Source organism: Paenibacillus sp. PK1-4R, assembly GCF_030369595.1.
Taxonomy (GTDB): Bacteria; Bacillota; Bacilli; order Paenibacillales; family Paenibacillaceae; genus Paenibacillus.
This window is the reverse complement of sequence record NZ_CP126535.1, coordinates 3,190,808-3,210,906: the sequence shown is the minus strand read 5'-3', so window position 1 is coordinate 3,210,906 and position 20,099 is coordinate 3,190,808. Positions and strand designations below refer to the sequence as shown.

Below are 20,099 nucleotides of genomic sequence, written 5' to 3'. Positions count from 1 at the left end.
ATGATTATGAGAGTTCTATGTCTGTTTGAGTCAGCTTGACCGATAGATCCCATAAACGAAGAGCTTGCTCAGGGTCGATAGCATACTTCTTGACCCCATAGAAACCTCCATCCTCTGGAGCCAATTCACTGATGTCACAATCCTCACAGTAGACACCGCCTTTTCCCTCAAGCTGAGGTGAAGTTGCTGCCCAGACTTGCGTCGCTGCCCCCTGCTCAGGTGTTTTGAAAGCAGGATTGGCCACTTGTCCAGATTCATCAATCCAGCCCAGAGCAATCATTTCCTCTTTTGGCATATGACGCTGTAGTGGTGTCATAATTCCGCCTGGATGAACGGAGAAAGCCCGTACTCCGTGCTCTGCACCTCGACGATCCAGCTCAACGCTGAATAAAATCGTTGCTGTTTTGGACTGTCCATAGGCAGGGAATTTCTCATAGCCATGTTCAAATTGGATGTCATCCCAACGAATCGGTGAGAAATGATGTCCCGCTGATGCCAAGGAAACAACACGTGCTCCCCCCTGACTTGCCAGTGCTGGCCATAACAGATTAGTCAGGGCAAAGTGGCCCAGATGATTGGTTGCAAATTGAGCTTCCCAGCCAGGACCAACCCGCGTCTCCGGGCAAGCCATGATGCCCGCATTAAGAATCAGCATGTCAATGTTCCGATCACTCGCCAGAAACCGCTTGGCAAAAGCACGAACGCTGGATAAATCAGCAAGGTCCAATGCATCTATTTCAACACCTTCCAGACCAGAAAGTGCTTCCTTCGCAACCGCTGGACGACGTGCAGTCACCACTACACGGGCTCCCGCATTAACAAGCGCACGTGTCGTCTCCAACCCGAGGCCGGAATATCCACCCGTTACAATAGCAAGCTGTCCTGACAAGTCCAGATCTCTCAATACATCCTCCGCTGTACTGTTATGGTTGAAGCCAGAGCCCATTTTATGTTGTAAAGTTCTAGTATTATTTTCCTGTGTCATTCTGTTCATCTCCTTGGTAATATTTCTACTTCTTCAAAGTCTACACCCTAGAGCGTACTCTAAGTCAAATGGAAGTGAATACATCATCTCGCAACTTCTCCGTGCAATCTGCATAAGTAAAAAAAGCCGCCAGTTGGCGACTTTCGTTGAAAAGATTATGGTCATCTAAGTTACGAATCACCCTGAACGGTGGATAACGAAACAAGGACCGGGCTAGCGAAATCAGAGGCCTCTTTTCCTTTTGGATTATGAAGACGGAATAGAAATGCGTCCCCTTCTTCTGATTTCCAAACCATATAATCAATAATGCCTTTTTCACCAGAGGCCTGAAGATAGAGCTCGGCATAACCAAGCGGGTGTTCTACCAGTTCTCCACTATAATCGGATACCTTACCGGCTTTTTCTAATTCTTCTTTACCCGCTGTCTCCAATTCTGCCAGATTATAATCCGAAGGCAGTGGTTCAATATCCACATAATAGTCAGCGTTACTAGTCAGTGACAGACGGCCTTGAGCAGCATCAAATGTGAATTTCTCAAATACGTACAAGGAAAATCCTTCTCCTTGTTGCAAGGTCGCTTCTAGTGATTGATTGCCATCTGCGGTCAACATTTCAAAACTTTCGGTCTGTGGGCGCTCTGTTTCATTCGCTTCTTCTGTTTCTCCTACTGGCATTGATGGTTGAGGGCTAGGCAAAGGTTCATTACTACCAGAGCAAGCTGCAAGTGTTAGAACTATAACGATTAACGAGATACTCATCATAATAGAACGTGGTTGAAACATCAGGTTCATTCCTCCCTGTCTATATTCTGCGCTTACATGTTATTACCCATGGCAGAGACTCGGAACCCATAGGTCCAACCTATGAGTTTATCCATAATCAGTATTTCCCTTGATCCCTTCCAGTTTGTAAAATATGGAGAAAACCTCAAGGAGTGATGAGCACATGGAATTCTCAGTAAAGCAGCTGTTTGATAAGGTAGCCCAAGATTATGATGTGCAGCGAAAGCAGCTTATCCCTTGTTTTGATGATTTTTATGGAATGGCCCTGGATCTAATGGAAAGCCCGCTCGATTCTCCACGTATTCTTGATCTGGGTGCAGGAACGGGACTGCTCTCCGGATTGGTCCTGCAAAAGTATCCCAACGCGCGATTAACCCTGATCGATATTAGTGATCAAATGCTTGAAGCAGCACGTCGAAGATTTGCTGATGCAAACCAAGTACAGTATGTGATCGGGGATTACTCCAAGTACGACTTCACCAGTTCCTACGATATGATTATTTCCTCCCTGTCTATTCACCATCTGACCCACGCTGACAAGAAAAAGGTGTTTGAAACTGTACATAAGCTGTTAGAACCAGGCGGATGCTTCATCAACGCAGATCAGGTTCAGGGAAGAACCCTCGATACGGACACCTATTACCGCCAGCGCTGGTTAGAATCGATTCATCAAAGTGGTTTGTCTAAGGAATCCATCTCGGCTTCGATCGAAAGACGCAAGGTGGATATCAATGCCACACTGGAGGATCAATTGATGTGGTTGGAGGAAGCGGGGTTTCGTGTGGCAGATTGCATGTACAAATACTTGGACTTTGCAGTGTTTTATGCGCAAAAATAAAAAAAGACCGGATTATGAGCAAGTTATGCCTTGATCCGGTCTTCTCACATATTTTTCATTCTGAATCACTTATTTCAGCGATGCTGGCAGCTTAACGCCGAGAAGTTTGCCTTCGGCTTGGATGATGATCATTCCGTTTGTCTTCAATGTCGTGTTATGCAAATCTCCCCCGGTAGCGACTCGAAAAGCTGGCTGACCCGTCATCATGTTGAGGGCAAGCAGGGTGCCGTTACGTTGCGCTCGATACATTCCTTTACCGTAAACATCAATCTGAGAAACCGGGGCATCACCATGCCACTGAACTTCCTGACCATTAGCCAGCTTAATGCCTTTAAGTTCACCTGTCTCGAGGTTTTTGTACACCAGCCGTTCCTGTACAATGCCAAGTAACTCCATTTTGTCCCCGTAAGGTTGGTGAAACGTTCGAATTGGCGTAGTTTTCGACTTGGTTGTATTCAACGAGTACTCCGCTATGTTGTCCCCCTGCGCAATGTACAGTTTGTCTTTATTGACAAGTATACCTCCTCTACCATTCATATATGGTGGGTCACCCGGCATGGTCCACCTATACTCCTGACTTCCTTTCAACACACCGGTCTTCAGGTTGTACGCATTAACTTTCCATTTGCGTTCAGGTGAAGACTCATCATCTTCCAACATTGGAGAATAAAAATCCACCGAATACACAAGTCCGTCTTTGATCTGAATAGCTTCCCCCTGACCAAAATGACCCCATAACTTCTTGCCCGTTTTCTTGTCATACGCATTAAGTTGAACGGATGTAAGTGCCCCTTGGACAAAAAAGGTTCTCAGTACAATACCATTAGACTCTTCAAGATATTCAGTACCGTGACCTTCGCCTAATGGCTCATCTGCCTTCCAGCGCAGTTTGCCTGACTTGATATCCAGTGCAAACGTTGTACTTCCTTTAATAACATAGAGGGTATCCGCGCTTGGAATCAGAGCTTCTGTACGTTGAACCGTATCAATCCAGGTGGATGCCCCTGACCGCCATTTTGCTTTGCCTGTCTTCGCATTCAAGGCATATGGCTTGTGATCACTGGTCAGTCCGTAGAGGACGCCGCCTTGATAGGTAATATAAGGTGTCAATTCTTTGCCGTAAGTCCACAACCGTTTACCTGTTGTCGCATCAAGTGCAACCAACTTCGATCCAGCAAACGTGAATACTTTGCCTTCTTCTGCAATGGCATTAGCTCCGATGTACGTCTCGTTCATATTCAAATAGTTATCTACTTTTGCTGTCCAAGAAGGTTTCAGTTCTGGTACAGTGATTCGCTGATACGAATACCAGTTACGAATAGATACATCCGATGCTTCAGCATGTGCCTGAGATGGCAACACGCCGATGACTCCGTGAACCATTAATATTCCGGCAGTAAGGCCTGCAACGATGGGCCTGCCTGCTCTTATTTTCCATTGTTTCGTTGTTTGACGTTTATGTCTATTGATCATAGATAGTAATTCCTCCTGTTAAAAATGAGCCTGATATATAACTACATAAATATAACGAGCAGTGAGGTCGAATTGTTACCAGATTGTTAAATTATTCTAAAGCAATCAAAAAAGCCGCCATAAGGCGACTTTCTGAATACGACATTATTTATGTGACAGGTTGAGAATGTGACTTTGTAACGCAGTCCCTGCTTTACTTTAATTCAATCTGGAATACATCACCGGCATCCCCACCAAAAACGATAAAACCACTTTTCGGAAGCTTCGTCGATTCCTGATTGGTTGCTACAGAGAAGTCAACCATTTCCCCTTTATCATTATACACTGCGTAACCTCCGGTCTTCGGAGAATCCACCGTGATGGATTTGTTACTCGATCTGGCGTCGATCGCATACCACCGGGCTTGACCGTTTGCCGGAATAGTTGTAATTCCTTTTTTCCCACCAAAGATTGGAGTAATCGCATCCTCGGCAATGTATTCTTGCCCATCCTGGATCAAAATCTCGGCGCCATTCTTCGTGTAAAATTGCAGATCAAACGCGTCTCTTCCGTTCATCACAGGAATCTGGGCGATATTCTCTGCGTTGTTTGCATCCATGATTTGCGTGCCATTAGCATAGCCATTTTTGGCATCAACAGACAGGTTCTTGATCAGCATCGATGGAAGCAGATAAAAGATCGACGTTATTTTTTCATCCAGTGCATAATACTTCGAGCCGTCACGAGCTGTCCATTTCTCTTTCGTTGCTGCGTCAAGCGCATTATGATCCAGTTTTTGATAATCATACGTGTTCATTACCGTTTGACCTATGCCGGGTAACGTAATCATACCCTGAACTTTAACATATACCTTGTCATTACGTTCCTTCACAAAACTAGCTTTCACACTGCCATCCGCACTTGTAAAATGTTCGTCGCCTGTGTACACATAGTTCTGCTCAGGAATAATTCCTCCCAGCAAAGCAGGCAGTTGCATCTCACCATCCTTAATCGCTATATCCAATGTCTCTCCTACCGTACCATAGAGACCGGAGTACGAATTTAATTCTGTTGGCATCTTCACTTTGACAGGTGGTGAGAATTTCTGATCAGGCTGAACATCGTCGATGCTGCCCTGATCCTCGAGAACGTCCAGCAGCACTTTGCTGGCAAACATCTGATTGTAGACGGAAGATCCGCCAGATGATAGAACCGCCATTGAAATATCATGTTCGGGTATAGTGATTAACACGGCGTGGTACAACATGGTATCCCCGCCTTTGGCAAGCGCGGTAATCCCATAATCGCTGAAAGGTGCAAGGTCAACCGAATCCCACCCCAAGCCATAATTGATCGTATTTTGCTCATCAGATACCCATATGCCATTACGATATTCATGAGATTGCATAGCCTTCACAGCAGATTCGGACAGAATATCCGGTCTGTTCCCCATCAAAACCTCTCCGAATTGACTCAATTCTTCAGCGGTAGAGTACACTCCGCCTGTGCCGATAATGTTTGCATTTTCGGTAGGCATCTTCATCTCAAGTGTAGGCCAATAGGTTTCGGATAATTGCGCTCTGTCAAAGGAATCTAGTGGTGTCTTCGTTGATTCCAACTTCAACGGCTCACTGATGTACTTGGCGATATATTCGCTGTAGCTTAATCCACTCACCCGTTCAACCAGGATTTCAAGCAATTGAAAACCGTCATTGGCGTAGACGGAATATTCGCCAGGTTTGGATTTCAGTTTTTCGGACTGAAGTTTAAGCAATAACTCATCATGATTGCGGGTGTCATTATCGTCAAACAACATGCTGTTTCCATAATGTGTACCGTAAAGACCGGATGAATGATTCATCAACATGCGCGGTGTGATTTGAGTATAGCGCGCATCTGCCATTTTAAAGTCCTTGATATACGAAGTAAGCGGCTCATCCAGATCTACTTTACCGGAATCGACAAGCTTCATGGCGGCTGCCGTAACAACCATTTTGCTAACCGAGCCTATGCCATACATGCTATCCTTGTCTACTGGCTTCTGTGATGCCTTATCGTGCAGTCCTACACTATCTGATAAAATGTATTCTCCTTCATCCATGATCGCATATTGCACACTGGTGACACCGTACGTTTGCACCATCTCCTTGGCGATCTGCTCCGCCCGTGCCTCAATCGTTGTACTGTTATTCGCCTCTGCGCTGACATCTGCCAGCGGTGTAATTACAAGCACCGCTGTACATAAAAGACTAATTAATTTTTTCATCCCATGTCCTCCCTCGAATGTTCTTATGAATGAATTCATCATATCCGGGAAGAGACTGTTCGAACGCAAACGGACCCTGAATGGAAAAAAACAACCCCTGAACGGCAGGTTCAGGGATTGTCGGTGTGGAACGGAAGCACGACCATGTTGTTAAACTTCCGATGCTGATGCTCAATACTCATATGTCCACCATATTTCTCGCACATTCTCGATATATTGGTTAGACCGATTCCATGGTACTCCGGATTAGGCTTTTCACTTTTCAAGTCAACTATCGGTTGCTCAACATGATTCATAATCTGGATGACAAGTGCAGATGATGTGGAGTGAATGGCAATGAGGATATATCGATCCTCGGCCTGTCTAACCTTCTTGGAGGCTTCAATTGCGTTATCAAGCATGTTACCCAGCACCACACACAGATCATATCGATCGATCTGGATATGTTGCGAGTGGAGCTGGATTTTGGTGTCAATTTTGATCCCGTTTGCCTGCCCCATAGCCAAGGTATTTGTAACGAGTGCATCAATGACCAGATTGCCGGAGTTCACCCGCTGATACGCACCTTCAATGGTATTTAATGTAGACTTGATATGGTCACCTGCCGCCGCCAGTTCGTTACGTTGGATACATTCATCAATATACAGAAACTGCTGATTGATATCATGGATGATGGATTTAATGTTTTTGAAACTGTGAACGGTCTTCTCATAGTTGGCATCCTGGTAGTCCATCTGACGCTGTAACTGGGTGTTTTCATGCGCAAGCTGTACCTTTTCCACCATATTATCGAATACATATACAATGAACACGTTGAGAAATAGAGAGCCTAGTACAGAAAAGACGTAGAATATGTTTTTTTCACTATATATGGAGGCCACATTGATCTGATAGATTGTAATAATGGGTACGATAAGAAACAGCAAATAATAACGATAATGCACGGCAAAACTTCTGCGTTTAGCCACTAAACGCACAATTTGAATAACAATGAACATCATACTGCAACCAACCAGCATCACCTTGGAGAGAATCCAGTGGTTTTCTCCGTTGAACTGTTCCCATGAAATGAATTCTGTGGATTCCAAAACTCCGAGAATATATACAGCTATCGTATTTGCCATTGTAATCAAAACCGCATACAGGATGGTAAAAACAAGCTTGATTTTGAACTCCACTTCATAGGATTGTGCCAGACTGAAGATTAATAACAGAGCAACAGCAGTAGAAACGATGTCAGAGAAGGAAGAAACCAAATAAAAATAATCCAATAAGATAAAAACGATGAAATAGATCGCTCTGCGCGGCTTTCGCCTGGACTTGCCCAACACAGAATCAAAATAAAAATTCGCCTGAAATGCCATAAGTAAGGTCACAAAGATGATGGAAAAGATCATATAGCTATCCATATCACTGAATCCTCATGATCATATATTTGGTGTAGGCATCCTTGATTTCTTTTACCTTGGATCGACCTATGGGCAGTTCCGTTCCATTCAACATAACGACTTGAGTGCCGGAAAACTTCTGAACATGCATCAGGTTGATAATAATCGAGCGATGAATCTGTAAGAAACCATGGTCTTTCAAACCAGTAGCATAGCTGGATAAAATGCCTTTGGTCTCATGTACATTTTCCTGTGTCACAAAATTCAACTTGTTCTTGATTGTTAAACTTTTGACGACCTCAATCCAGAGAATATCATCATATTTCAGCAGCAGTTCATCATAGTCTGATTTGATTAGTACATACTTTTTGTCCAATGCCTGAAAATATTGACACAGCTTAATCATCTTTTCCTCGAAAACTTGCGGCTGGATTGGCTTGATCAGATATTGAAAGGTGATGACATCAAAGCTCTCCACCATATATTCCGGGTAACTGGTCAGAAACATAATCTGTACATCCAGAAACTTCATGTTTCTGATCTCTTTAGCGGTCTGAATCCCGTTCATTCCGCCCATCTCCACATCCAAGATGAGAATATTGAATGTGTCCCCAACCTCTCTGTAGTGCGAGAGCAGTTGTTCACCAGATGTGAATAGGCTAATTTGAAAATCAAAATTGGTTTTTAGAGATAAGGAGACCAGCATCGTTTTCACACGTTCTCGTTGCTGCTCCTCATCATCACAGATTGCAATATTGAACATGGGGAACATCCGCCTTTCATCGACATCGACTCTGAATTTCACTCTCGAATATACTATTTTAGCATAGGTTTCGGAGTCGAATTGGGATGAAATGCAATATTCCGACCCTAAAACGCAGATCAACAAAAAAAGTCGCCACATTGGCGACTCTTGAGCTTGAAACCTTCTCCAGCGAGACCTATGAAAAGTCCGGTCTGTTATTCTGTTTTTTTGGGCATAGCATGGCGGTAATATCGTATTACCTTGCGATACATCGTCTTGTCCTTTAATTGATTGAATATATATGGGTCAGGTTTGACATTCACTTCAATAATCCAGGGTTTCAGACTGTGGTCAAGGCCGATATCTACACCAATTTGCTTTAGATACGGGTACTTTTTTTTCATATGACGAGCTATGCGCAGGCTAAGCTCATTCATCTCATGAACCAGTTCATTCCTGCGTTTTGTTGATGCATGTGATTGTAACAGCTTGTGAATATCCATCGGTGTACCACCACTATGATAATTGGTTACGATTTTCTTTGGATGACCCAGTCGGCCGATGATTCCGGTCGCTTCCCAATGTTTGGTCGGGCTTAGCTGTATCATGACTCGGATGTCAAAACGTCTGTTATTGTGCTTAAGAAGATGGATTCCTCTCTGTATCAGATAACTTCTTTTATTCACCAAACGAGTCAGACTGTTATAAAACGATTCAAAGCTGTCAAACGTCAGGCGTTTTTGCTCTATCTGATAGACAAAATGTTGATGACTTTCCATCTCGGCCTTAATAACACCCATCCCGAAAGTACCTCTCTCGGGTTTGACATAGACCATTCCATATTTGCTGATCATGGATTTCAGATTCGTTTTATTATATTTCTGTGTGTCGGGTATAAACGGTTTAATTAATTCATTATTAATGATCAATTTTGTTTTTAACCACTTGCTTCTTAACGGCTGCAATTTATCAACTCCCATGTCGTAAACTCTCCCTTCAGCAACCGCATCGTAGCCCGCTGTTTGATCAAGATCCTGCATGCATTATATGTAATACCGATAAAGGAGCCCTCAACAAAAGCCCCTATTCGTAAAAATGTATATTTGCACACGCCCTGACCAAAACACTTTTGCACACATACCATATACTGAGTCATCACGATTTGTGCAAGGAGTGAGAAGATGTCCGTCCAGCCTGGAATCCGGTTGAATAATGCACCTAAGATTGATGTTCTTATACCAGCGATCGAGAAAGATTTGGCTACCCTTCCCCTCGTCATTGATAACATTCGCCTTTATGTAAAACATCCCATTGGAAGCATATATATTGTTTCTCCGGTCAGCACCAAAATCAGAAAACTTTGTTCCCTTAAAAACTGCATTTTTGTTAATGAGCGATCCGTCCTGCCTATAACCAAAAACGACATACACTACCAGTCCTCCCGATGGAATCGGTCAGGCTGGTTATATCAGCAGCTGCTCAAAATGAACGGAGATTCCATTGTAAAGGCAAAGTACTTTCTAGTCATGGATGCAGATACCGTACTGATTAAACCTCATTCATTTCTTGTAGAAGGCAAAACAGTATTTTACTGCCGTGACTGGAGCCAGCCGGAATATTTCAATACCTACCGCAAGTTGTTAGGCATGAAAGCTCCGCGCCCCCGCTCTTTTGTCACCCATTATATGCTGTTCGATAAATCAAAACTCGCTGCCTTAAAACAGAAAATTGAAGCGGTTCATAAACTGCCATGGTACAAAGCGGTCATCTCCAATATCAATAAGAAAAAGCAGTTTGGTTTCTCCGAGTATGAAACGTATGCCAATTTTATGTATACGAAAAACCCAGGCAGCATGGTCCTTAGAAGTTCCAAGAATAAAAGTCTGAATGTGAACGCTTCTTCGTTAAAAGAGCAACAAATCCGCAAGCTGGCTCTTAAATATCGTTCTCTTTCCTTTCATAAACGGAAAATCTATAGTAAAGCTCCCTGAGCTTAAGGAGGAAGCCCATGCATATCGTACTGCTGTGCGGCGGCTCTGGCAAAAGGCTCTGGCCGTTATCCAATGAGCTTCGCTCCAAGCTGTTCATAGATATACTTCCATCACCCGTTGGAGGTAGGGAATCCATGATCAGCAGAGTATGCCGCCAGCTTGACAGTTCATCCCTAACGGATTCAACACTCATTATTTCACATCAGGATCAGGCTAATATTACGGCACGACATACTCAAGGCAAAATACCAGTCATTGGGGAACCTTATAAACGAGGCACTTTTACTGCGGCGGCCTTAGCAACGTTATATCTGCAATCCTTCCGAATGGCCAAAGATGACGATGTGATCTGTATCGCGCCAGCTGATGTGTTTGCAGGTGAAGATTTTTTCAGCAACTTCCAATTACTGCCGGATATATTGAAACATTCTCAAGCCGATATCGCTTTAATTGGGACAAGGCCTACACATGCTTCAGAACAGTATGGATACATCCTGCCGGGTGGGGAAGAACGTAATGCTTATGCGCCCATAACACAATTTATAGAAAAACCCGAAGCCACCATTGCTGAGACTCTGCTACAACGTGGGGCACTATGGAACTGCGGTGTGTACGCATTCACTGTCGCGTTTATGATATCCCATATTAAAAAAATGGGGCTGCCGGTTCATTATGATCAATTGTCCTCCCTGTATGAAGCGTTGCCTGAACGCAGTTTTGACAAGCATGTTGCAGAAAAGGCACAGCGGGCCGTAGTCCTGCCTTATAAAGGAGTATGGCAGGATATCGGAAGCTGGGATACGCTGTGCGCACAGTTAGATACCCATGTAATCGGACACGGTGGAATCTCGGGTTCTTCCTCCGATTCCTATATTATTAACGAGCTTCCCTACCCCATCCAAGTCATTGGCGTGCCAGGTATTATCGCTGCCGCAAGTCCGGATGGCATTCTCATTGCCAACAAAAATAATTCAAATGAAATTAAAGCGCAATTGGGTAACTTGCCATTAAAACCGATGTATGGTGAAGCAACCTGGGGCAATTATCGTGTCATTGAAAGTACGTTAGAAGATGAGAATAGAACAGTAACCACATTAAACATAACGGTTCTACCGGGCAAACATATCGGGTTGAACTGGCATAGAAGTGGGTGTAGAGCTTGGACCGTGCTTGCAGGCAGTGGGCAAGTGCTCGTCAACGGAAAGGTCATGCAAGTGAGTATGGGCAATCAGTTCGCGATTACCAAGGAGAGTCTCTTTTCTATTCTGGCTGAAACCAGGATGGTGATCCTTGAGGTCCGGATCGGAGTAACAGAGGATAAAGACAACATACTTTTTGAAGAAGAAGATTGGAATGTGATCCTAAAAAGTGCAGGTTCATTTCACGCTTAATGGGAGAATAAACCGATTCAATCTGCGTGTCTTATAGCCCCTTCCATTCGCGGAAGGGGCTCATTGGCATAATTAAGGGAAACCTGACACTTCTTCTCCCTATATCTTAGTTAACAACTTGCGAAGTTCCTCTACTTCCAGACGTGCAACTGGCTGGTAAGCGGAACTCTGTACATAACGCCGGAAGCTGTATAACAACTGTCTGCCCTCCAATGTAGTCATCAGACGCTCCAGATTCAGCGCTCCCATCAGCACTCTCCCCTTCCGGACCCGACACTCCATCAACAGGCCGAGCTTGTGGTTTCGCTCAAAATTGTCAATGGTCTGCACGATCGGATTCAAGTCTTTATCCAACTCATCCAAGATGATCGATGACGACTCGGATACGATGCTCCACCACGGATAAGTTGAGTGCTCCTCTGTGACAAAATGTTCGAAGGCCGGATGATCCTGTTGAATTAACAAGCCCATTGTGCCCACAGGAACTTCTCTTTTCATATTCTCCGAGATGGATCGGAACATAGGGTAAGACCAGAAATCGGTGCTATAGAAACCTTGAATCGCATGTTGAATCTGGTCGGGATTTGGGAAAAGCATGATATCCTCTCCCTGCTCTAGCAACACCAGCGCCGCTTCGGAGAGTTCGGTAAAGAGATTTAATCCGGTCAATTCCACGTCCAGTTGACTCGGGTAGATCCACAGGTCGTAAGACTTACGGATATCCGTGCCTGGAATGGACAGTCTAAGCTCCACTTTGGTCATATTGGAGACTTCAGGAATGCGAATGCTGAGATCCGCGATATTCACATAATGTTCTCCATGGGTCGCTGGCAGGTCTGCTTTCCCTTCCAATAGGACGCTTCCTTCGATCTGCTCGCTTTGAATTTCCCACTTCAATTGAAGTCCATCCAATGCTTGTCTCCGGAAGTAACTTAGTTCAATGCGTGCTTCGAACAATTCACCCGCTTGATAATTATATTTGGGGAATCTCGCCAACAACACAGCGTCGGAACAAAACGTTCTCCACTCCTCAGGTGTAATCATGCCTTTGGAATCCATGAATGCGTCCAGTACACCCACAAGCGCTGTTCCCTGACCACTGAAATCCTGAAGATCCAGCAGCTGGAACCCGGCTAGTTGCTGCGAACGAAAAGCAGCTTCCAGTTCTTCCTTGTAACATGCGACCGCGAGTTTACCAGAAGCTCTGAAGTATGCTTCCGCCAGATGTCCCAGTCCTTTAGCATTCAGACGCTCTCGAAACACTTCGAAATTCTTGGCTTTGAGAGAACCCGTATACTTGTAGATCTCCTCGAAATTAGGAAACGTGGCGTACTGTCCAATTTCATGCGAGATGATTGGTACGTGTGAGACAAGTTGGTCACTTCCAGCTTCGGCCTGCACTGTTTTGGAACCTGTCCCATACTGAATCTGAATCTCTTTGTCCCCAGTCTGACCGGAAGGGTCAGCATCGCTGCCTTGCTCAGGTACAATGTTTGAATCGTAATCTTTCAATGTATTTGGCAGGTCGGTCTGCACGTGACCGAGCGGAGCATCACACATCGCATATGAACCTCTGAACAGGCGCTCTTTGGAGAAACGAACCCCGCAGAAGAATTCACTTTCCTCCAGAATGTCCGGCACAAACTGAAAGTTATTCGAACCTTCGGTGTATAGATGACGATGATCATATGCTTTGTATGCCTTCAGGATCGAATTCAATCTGTCCTTGCTTCCCCATAGTTCATTCCCCATGGACATCATGACAAACGAAGGATGATTACCAAAAGCACGCAGCATCGCAAATCCTTCGCTAATCAAGTAATCCTGCTCGGCTTGATTATGTCCATCCGAAGATTCATCCGTAATGGTTCCCCAGAACGGAAGCTCAGGCTCCATGTAGATGCCGAGCAGATCCGCTGCAATAAAAGCAGCCTCCGGAGGACAACAGGTATGGAAACGGTAGTGATTGATACCGTAGGACTTGGAGATAGCGAGAATGCGAACCCATTCATCCACATCTGTTGGCGCGTATCCCGTGAGCGGAAAGATCAGCCCGTCATGTTTGCCTCGAAGAAACGTTTTGCGACCATTAATGGTGAATTTGTCTCCGGCAGCCCTGAATTCCCGCAGGCCTGTCCATACTTCAGTGGAATCCAGCACTTCGCCGTTCTGGTCTTGCAGACAAATGTGAAGTTGATACAGGTTAGGTTCATCATCACTCCATAACATAGCATCCTCGCCAATCGTGTATGTCAGGTGGATCTCATGCGAATCCGGTATGAATGTCTGCTCCTCCGTCGTATACACCGGGTCTGCACTGACAGCAACAGCTGACACCACGGTTTGCACTCCTTGCAGGTCACCAACAAGTGCTGCCTTGATCTCGAAAGATCGAGTCGCAAGATCGGGATAGACCTGAACATTATCCAGGAAAACACGCTCGAAAAATTGAAGTTCCAATTTCCCGGTGATGCCGTTCCAATTCGTCTGCGTGTCTTCGGATGTAAGGTGACCACCTTTGGTTGGATAATTGGTATTGTCCACTCGAATGGTAATTGTATGAGTCCCAGCGGTTAGCCCTGCCTCAATCTCGTAACGGTGAGGTGTGTTCAGACTGTTTTGTGTTCCGCACTCCACCCCATCGATCCAAACTGTGGTTACTCTTGTTCGTTCCAAATGCAAGAAGCAACGTTTGCCAGCCAAGTGTTCGGGAATTTCAATCTCTCGTGAAAACCAGGCATAACCCTCAAATAAGTACTCATCCGTCAGCGCACCGATTAACACTTTCTCGTTTTTCTTGCCCTTGGCCGCATGGGATGTAGTATTTGGCAATGTAATAACGTCTGAGAAATTCAGACCACGTTCCACCTTATGTTCATCGAGTTGGAGTTTCCATATGCCTTCCAGATTTATTGCAGCTATCATGATAGTGTCCCCTTTTAAATTCATATAATGGATAAAAGTAATCGCTTCCAATGAACAGAAATCGTTTTCGATAAATCATACCTGTATTATAAACTCGATTGACGCCCCTCGCATAGATCATTTACAAATAAAAAAGTCGCCAATGCTGGCGACATCTTATGGATACATATCCTGTATCCTGAACAATTTTAAAATATGGTGGGAACCATGCCCCCGTCCATCCGGATGGGAGAGCCTCTGAAGGCTGAAGCATATGGGCTGCATACAAAAGCTGCGAGTCTGCCTATTTCACATGGCTTGATGAATCGCTGTAATTCAGACTGTGGCAGATTACTCTTCATAAAGTCTTTCTCTTTTTCCTTGAAATTCAACGTTTCATCAGGGTATATGCCCTCAATGATTTTTTGTACGTTTTCGGACAGTGTTGGACCTGGCAGGATCGTATTGATCGTAACCTCGGTCCCTGCTGTCAGTTTGGACAAACTTTTGGATAATGACAGCAGCATTGACTTGGTCATGCAATACTGGGGCATCTGGCCTGAAGGCATAAGGGCTTCTTCACTTGCGATGAAAATAATACGCCCGTCATTGTTCTTCACCATTTTAGGTAAATAAAATTGGGATAAGCCATTGGCAGCAAGTACATTAATACGGAAATATTTCTCCCACACTTCATCATTTATGTCTTCATAACTCATGATTTCATATATACCCATGCTATTGATTAATATATCAACTTCAGGAAATTTCTCGAATAAAGCTTGGCGTTGCGCCAGATCCACAAGATTAGCGGTAGCCTTTTGCGGAGAGGTCTCCGGAAAAGTGGACTTGATTTCACGAACTGTTCGTTCTACCTCTTCATCATTACGTCCATTAATTAGAACATGAACTCCTTCTCGGGCGAGTTCTATAGCAATCGCTTTACCGATTCCTTTTGTTGATCCTGTAACTAAGGCTGTTTTCTCTTTTAGTCCCATATCCATCCTGCATTTCTCCTTCTTGATTACAACTATCCGGCGGCTATTTCTTGAACATTGCCAACAGCTTCATACACCGGATAGATACAATATTACGCAATCTGAAGGGTCTAGTAACTAGCAGCTTGCGCCAGAGTTATTGCCTGACACGCCAATTAGAAGGTGTATCCCCTTCCCAGGTCTTGAAAGCACGATAGAACGAATTCTGATCTTCATATCCCACCAGGAATGCCACTTCTTTGATATCAAGTGAAGGATCTGCAAGGTACTCTCGGGCCTGCTCACGTCTGGCCTCGGTTAATAATTGCTTGAAGTTTGTGCTCTCCTCCGTCAATCGCCGCTGCAAAGTACGATCACTCATGCGAAGCTCTTTGGCTACCGTCTGGATGTCAGGGCGCTTTCCTGTGAGGTTGCGTTTCATGATCCATTTGACCACTTCAGTAACGGAACGATTGCTCTCTTGTTCGTCCAGCGCCCGATCCAGAGCCGGGGTCAGAATCTCCAGTAACTCCTCGTTATACGATAGAAATGGAAGACTCAGATCTTTCCGTTCCAGCGTCAGCCGATTATAGTTGGAATTCGTATCGACTGGGCAACCGAAGTAAGCTCCAAGGGTGTCTGAGTTACCCATTGGCTGCGAAAATTCAACCCTTTTTGCAGTCAAAGGCTGTCCTGTGCCCCTCCGTCCAAGTTCGATCAGAAATGCCAGCGTAATACCGACCAGTAATGGCGGACCTTGTTGCTCCTTATGTAACCATTCGAGTTCAATGATACATTCCTCACCTGCTTCGGTAATCTGCAAACTCTCGGGAGGACACATTTGCTTGTAACGCACCATGCGATTCAACGCATCACGGTAATCACGAGCATGGTACATCGCCAGTACAGGCGGAGGATACTTCGATACTTCATATCCGGTTGCAAGTTTGATGATGCCATCGGCGGTGTCCCCATTGAGATCAGAGTAGGCCTGCCAGATTGCGAAGTATTGAGATTGGGTCACTACAGGTTTATTTATTGTCTCAAGAGAAAGTTGTGCTGCGCCAGCGATATCGTCAGTACCAATCCCTAATTGATGTAATCCAGCCCAAAAGCCTGGATGAACCTTAATTCGATCATTCGGTTGAGGTTGCATGCCTACAGACTCCTTTAGCTTGTTCCATTTTTAATTCTGATGTCTAATTATAGAACGGATGTATCTATTTTTGAATCTTACCTCAGCGAGCCATTTTCCATTACAATAAAATAAATTGAAGAGGCCCTTGCTGTTCAGCAGGGACCTCTTCTACTCTTCTAGAAATCTTTAACCGTCTCAATCGCATATTGCGGCAGAGGATTGCCAGGTAAGGTTATTTTGGTGATTGCAATCAGTTGTTTATCTGACATGAACAGCTTTAGGATGGTTCCTTTGGTCGTTAGTGTACCTGTCACTTTAAGTGTTTCCGTATCATACTGTTTAATCATGCGATCTTTTCCTGTGAAAAAGATTTCCTTATGCGCTGAATGTACAGCTACATAGTCAAACAGATCGATTGCAGTCGCATATTGCATATTACTTGCAGAGTTATTGGTAGCGGACAAAACTGTTCCGGCTCCGTTTAATACATACTTACCATCAGGTGTCATGCCAATAACCGTTGAGAACTTGTATTCACCGTGATAAGGAGAATCTTGGTTGCTACTAAACTTGCCATCCATTAACCGAAACATCTCAATATCTCTTGGCGAAGTGTCGGAGTCAACAGCATAGATCCGATCTTCCGATGGATGCAGGACCATATGACTTCCTTGTCGTATGGTTGCACTGGAGATTTCCTTCTTTGTCGCCCGGTCATAACTAATGATAGAGGTCCATTGCCCGGAGCCCGAATTAACGTAGACATGACCGGAATGATCTACCTCAATTTCATATGGATCGATACGGGTATCCCACTGATCTTTGATTTTAAGCGTGTCTGCTTCAAGTACAACGATCTGTCCTCCCTGCTGCTCTTCAAAGCGGTATGAACTGTAATCAGCATTGCTGAAGATGACATAGATCTCACCATTTGCATACAGAAGCTTTCTTGGAGGAGTACTGAACGCAGTGGACTCTCCCAGAACCTTGTTGTCGGCGTAACGATAAGCAAAAATAGTCGATTGATTTTCATCAATTGCAAAGATAACGGATTGAGCCGGATCTAAAGTGGCTCCACGAACCGTTCGCCCCATCAGATGAACATTCTGGCTAACAGTTGATGGCTGTTCTACAGTTGGATCTTGTTCCGTCACTGCTGTTTCCCTGAATTGATCTTGGTTAAGCACAGGAATAGACGAAAAGGATAATGCCGTGTATTTCTTGATCCAACGGGATGCATAATCAATTGGAATAGCAAAGTTCAAATCCCCTTTTTCTATACCCATTGTATTTACCCCAATGACTTCACCTTTCATATTAAGCAATGGTCCCCCGGAACTGCCATTGGTGATGGGAGCCGTAGTCTGTATTAGCCTCTCACCTCCGTAGTTTCGGATACCACTAATGATCCCTGTCGAAATCGTGTTTTGAAGTCCTTCAGGATTACCTATAGCTACTACAGGCTGCCCTGTAGTAATTTTAGTCGTTAGTCCTACATGGAGTGGAGGAATATTCGTACGCATTGATGTTTTGACTATGGCCAAATCGAGATTCTCATCCGCTGCAACGACTCCTTGTACTTCATAATATTGGTCCTGACTCGTCTGGATCATATAACTGCTGGAATCAGCAATGACGTGATAATTGGTTAAAAATAATCCGTATCCGATCGATATGGCACTACCGAATCCGAGATAATTATCATCCTTGTCATACGACTCAAGCATGACTACACTCTGTTCCAGACGGGCAACTTGTTCTGTGGACAATGTTTTACCTGTGTATGGATCTTTCGAATAAGGAGCAAGTACAAACTTTAAGTATTCAACGATTTCCCTATCCCGTTTTGCATTAAGAATAGTGGTATTACTTACGACGATAATGCCGCGGTCAAAAAACACCTTTTTACCAAACGCTTCGCTTACGGCCCTTAACGGGATGAACACTCTGCCTTCTTTGTATTGTGCCGGAGCGTCCAATGCAAAAGATTTACCGTTAATGAACATCTTGCTGCTACCTAATGTCACTTTGATGGATTTACCTGTGGCTTTAATGGTAGCTGTGGACGTTTTCGAGTCCCATGCCACTTGTGCTCCCAGACTCTCGCTTATGAAACGCAGAGGCAGCAGTGTCCGGTTATTTTTAACCAGAGGAACGATATTAAAATTGGTTTGGTCAATCAACGTGTCCGTATTATCAACGACTGCGTTTGGGCTGCCAACCGAGAGAATGATAGCCCCTTGGAATGTGGCGTTAAAATCAAATGAATCTTCTTCAGCGTACCCTGTAACAGGTGTACATGATAAACCCAAAATAATAGTTAACATTAAAACAAGTGTGCGTTTCATCATATTCTTGCTGTCTCCTCATGATGTCAGATGATAGGCTGTTGCCTTTGACAGTTTACAGTAATTCTTCCTATACTTCCTCTGGTATTATATTGTTTTTATTTACATATATCGGATGATCATGGAGTTCGAGTGGAACGCTGGGAACAGGACTTCATTAAAGTTCCGGGTAATACGAAAACACGACTGCCCATAAATGGCCAGTCGTGTTCAAGTCAATCATTAATATAGTATGAAAGAATGCACATTTTGTATGTTCAGAGCTACTCGTTCAACGCAGTTTTGATCAGGGCATTCACTCTTGAGTTAAACAGCAGACCGATATGGGATACGAGGGAAACCGAAACGTTGTTCGCCCCGTTCAACCGGGAAAGTACCGGGGACACAATCGTGTCACTGGTGGAATAGATCGAAGTCACCTTTATTCCACTCGGAGCTGTCGTTGTGGTCAATCGATTAGCCCCGCCAAGGGTAATCAACTTGTCCACTTTGGAAGCGCCTCCACGGTTAAGTATGTAATAGAGACTATTAGCTCCACCCATGCTATGAGCTATAATATTCACTTTCGTGTGACCCGTTTGGTTTAGAACATCATCTACGAATCGACTAATTGCTGCGGAGTTCAACAGCTGGTTTCCTTGTTTGCTAGGAAGGTCAATCGCGAATAATTCGTCTCTTGTCCACCCTTGGCTACGCAAATAACTCTCAATTGCTGTAAAATTGCTATCTGAACCGGTCAATCCATGTACCAATACAATGGGTGTACGTGCCGTAGCTGCAGAAGCCTTTGAACTTGATCCTATTCCAGTTATTGATAAGGCAAGGATCATACTCATGAATACAACAAGTATTAATTTGGTCTTTTTCACTTCATTCACTCTCCTGTAAAATGTT

General features: G+C 44.4%; 15 protein-coding genes. 3 read left to right on the top strand and 12 right to left on the bottom strand.

Annotated elements, in window-relative coordinates; translation table 11 throughout:
• Window positions 1-4: 4 nt before the first annotated feature.
• Window positions 5-985: an SDR family NAD(P)-dependent oxidoreductase gene (locus QNO02_RS14040; protein WP_289392478.1), complete on the bottom strand. Its 981-nt coding sequence runs from the start codon at window positions 983-985 to the stop codon at window positions 5-7.
• A gap of 170 nt (window positions 986-1,155) precedes the next feature.
• Window positions 1,156-1,767 (bottom strand): DUF8580 domain-containing lipoprotein, encoded by a 612-nt coding sequence (locus QNO02_RS14035; protein ID WP_289392477.1) that lies wholly within the window; start codon window positions 1,765-1,767, stop codon window positions 1,156-1,158.
• 163 nt (window positions 1,768-1,930) lie between these two features.
• Between QNO02_RS14035 and QNO02_RS14030 the strand changes: the two genes are divergently transcribed.
• On the top strand, window positions 1,931-2,605 hold the full coding sequence (locus tag QNO02_RS14030) for a class I SAM-dependent methyltransferase (RefSeq protein WP_289392476.1): 675 nt from the start codon (window positions 1,931-1,933) through the stop codon (window positions 2,603-2,605).
• 69 nt (window positions 2,606-2,674) lie between these two features.
• Here QNO02_RS14030 and QNO02_RS14025 read toward each other — a convergent pair whose 3' ends face one another.
• The 5 genes from QNO02_RS14025 to QNO02_RS14005 all read right to left on the bottom strand — a co-directional run bounded on the left by QNO02_RS14025 (window position 2,675) and on the right by QNO02_RS14005 (window position 9,436).
• Window positions 2,675-4,078, bottom strand: a complete 1,404-nt coding sequence (locus tag QNO02_RS14025; RefSeq protein WP_289392475.1) for a PQQ-binding-like beta-propeller repeat protein — start codon at window positions 4,076-4,078, stop codon at window positions 2,675-2,677.
• Between the two features lie 193 nt (window positions 4,079-4,271).
• Complete coding sequence (locus tag QNO02_RS14020) at window positions 4,272-6,323, bottom strand: serine hydrolase domain-containing protein (RefSeq protein ID WP_289392474.1); 2,052 nt, start codon at window positions 6,321-6,323, stop codon at window positions 4,272-4,274.
• Window positions 6,324-6,433: 110 nt separating this feature from the next.
• Window positions 6,434-7,732, bottom strand: coding sequence for a GHKL domain-containing protein (locus QNO02_RS14015; RefSeq protein ID WP_289392473.1), 1,299 nt, complete (start codon window positions 7,730-7,732; stop codon window positions 6,434-6,436).
• A gap of 1 nt (window position 7,733) precedes the next feature.
• Window positions 7,734-8,474 (bottom strand): LytR/AlgR family response regulator transcription factor, encoded by a 741-nt coding sequence (locus QNO02_RS14010; RefSeq protein ID WP_105598657.1) that lies wholly within the window; start codon window positions 8,472-8,474, stop codon window positions 7,734-7,736.
• A 197-nt stretch (window positions 8,475-8,671) separates the two neighbouring features.
• The gene (locus tag QNO02_RS14005; RefSeq protein ID WP_105598656.1) at window positions 8,672-9,436 is read right to left on the bottom strand and encodes a YheC/YheD family protein; all 765 of its coding nucleotides are present in this window, start codon (window positions 9,434-9,436) and stop codon (window positions 8,672-8,674) included.
• Window positions 9,437-9,637: 201 nt separating this feature from the next.
• Here QNO02_RS14005 and QNO02_RS14000 point away from each other — a divergent pair, with 201 nt between their 5' ends.
• Complete coding sequence (locus tag QNO02_RS14000) at window positions 9,638-10,447, top strand: DUF6492 family protein (protein WP_289392472.1); 810 nt, start codon at window positions 9,638-9,640, stop codon at window positions 10,445-10,447.
• A gap of 17 nt (window positions 10,448-10,464) precedes the next feature.
• Window positions 10,465-11,838 carry a sugar phosphate nucleotidyltransferase gene (locus QNO02_RS13995; protein ID WP_289392471.1) on the top strand — a complete coding sequence of 458 codons (1,374 nt, stop codon included), beginning with the start codon at window positions 10,465-10,467 and terminating at the stop codon, window positions 11,836-11,838.
• A 99-nt stretch (window positions 11,839-11,937) separates the two neighbouring features.
• Here the strand turns inward: QNO02_RS13995 and QNO02_RS13990 are convergent, their stop codons facing one another.
• The 5 genes from QNO02_RS13990 to QNO02_RS13970 form a co-directional block, all read right to left on the bottom strand.
• Window positions 11,938-14,763: a DUF8487 domain-containing protein gene (locus QNO02_RS13990; RefSeq protein WP_289392470.1), complete on the bottom strand. Its 2,826-nt coding sequence runs from the start codon at window positions 14,761-14,763 to the stop codon at window positions 11,938-11,940.
• A 188-nt stretch (window positions 14,764-14,951) separates the two neighbouring features.
• Window positions 14,952-15,746: an SDR family NAD(P)-dependent oxidoreductase gene (locus QNO02_RS13985; protein ID WP_289392469.1), complete on the bottom strand. Its 795-nt coding sequence runs from the start codon at window positions 15,744-15,746 to the stop codon at window positions 14,952-14,954.
• A gap of 130 nt (window positions 15,747-15,876) precedes the next feature.
• Entirely contained in the window at window positions 15,877-16,875 is a 999-nt protein-coding gene (locus QNO02_RS13980; protein ID WP_289392468.1) for an AraC family transcriptional regulator, read from the bottom strand.
• 158 nt (window positions 16,876-17,033) lie between these two features.
• On the bottom strand, window positions 17,034-19,208 hold the full coding sequence (locus tag QNO02_RS13975; RefSeq protein ID WP_289392467.1) for a stalk domain-containing protein: 2,175 nt from the start codon (window positions 19,206-19,208) through the stop codon (window positions 17,034-17,036).
• 260 nt (window positions 19,209-19,468) lie between these two features.
• Window positions 19,469-20,041 carry an esterase/lipase family protein gene (locus QNO02_RS13970; RefSeq protein ID WP_249911798.1) on the bottom strand — a complete coding sequence of 191 codons (573 nt, stop codon included), beginning with the start codon at window positions 20,039-20,041 and terminating at the stop codon, window positions 19,469-19,471.
• Window positions 20,042-20,099: the final 58 nt, after the last annotated feature.

Excerpts from the sequence above, each read along its gene's own strand:
- QNO02_RS14040 (WP_289392478.1), bottom strand. The coding sequence starts at position 985 with ATGACACAGGAAAATAATACTAGAACTTTACAACATAAAATGGGCTCT.
- QNO02_RS14035 (WP_289392477.1), bottom strand. The coding sequence starts at position 1,767 with ATGTTTCAACCACGTTCTATTATGATGAGTATCTCGTTAATCGTTATA.
- QNO02_RS14030 (WP_289392476.1), top strand. The coding sequence starts at position 1,931 with ATGGAATTCTCAGTAAAGCAGCTGTTTGATAAGGTAGCCCAAGATTAT.
- QNO02_RS14025 (WP_289392475.1), bottom strand. The coding sequence starts at position 4,078 with ATGATCAATAGACATAAACGTCAAACAACGAAACAATGGAAAATAAGA.
- QNO02_RS14020 (WP_289392474.1), bottom strand. The coding sequence starts at position 6,323 with ATGAAAAAATTAATTAGTCTTTTATGTACAGCGGTGCTTGTAATTACA.
- QNO02_RS14015 (WP_289392473.1), bottom strand. The coding sequence starts at position 7,732 with ATGGATAGCTATATGATCTTTTCCATCATCTTTGTGACCTTACTTATG.
- QNO02_RS14010 (WP_105598657.1), bottom strand. The coding sequence starts at position 8,474 with ATGTTCAATATTGCAATCTGTGATGATGAGGAGCAGCAACGAGAACGT.
- QNO02_RS14005 (WP_105598656.1), bottom strand. The coding sequence starts at position 9,436 with ATGGGAGTTGATAAATTGCAGCCGTTAAGAAGCAAGTGGTTAAAAACA.
- QNO02_RS14000 (WP_289392472.1), top strand. The coding sequence starts at position 9,638 with ATGTCCGTCCAGCCTGGAATCCGGTTGAATAATGCACCTAAGATTGAT.
- QNO02_RS13995 (WP_289392471.1), top strand. The coding sequence starts at position 10,465 with ATGCATATCGTACTGCTGTGCGGCGGCTCTGGCAAAAGGCTCTGGCCG.
- QNO02_RS13990 (WP_289392470.1), bottom strand. The coding sequence starts at position 14,763 with ATGATAGCTGCAATAAATCTGGAAGGCATATGGAAACTCCAACTCGAT.
- QNO02_RS13985 (WP_289392469.1), bottom strand. The coding sequence starts at position 15,746 with ATGGATATGGGACTAAAAGAGAAAACAGCCTTAGTTACAGGATCAACA.
- QNO02_RS13980 (WP_289392468.1), bottom strand. The coding sequence starts at position 16,875 with ATGCAACCTCAACCGAATGATCGAATTAAGGTTCATCCAGGCTTTTGG.
- QNO02_RS13975 (WP_289392467.1), bottom strand. The coding sequence starts at position 19,208 with ATGATGAAACGCACACTTGTTTTAATGTTAACTATTATTTTGGGTTTA.
- QNO02_RS13970 (WP_249911798.1), bottom strand. The coding sequence starts at position 20,041 with ATGAGTATGATCCTTGCCTTATCAATAACTGGAATAGGATCAAGTTCA.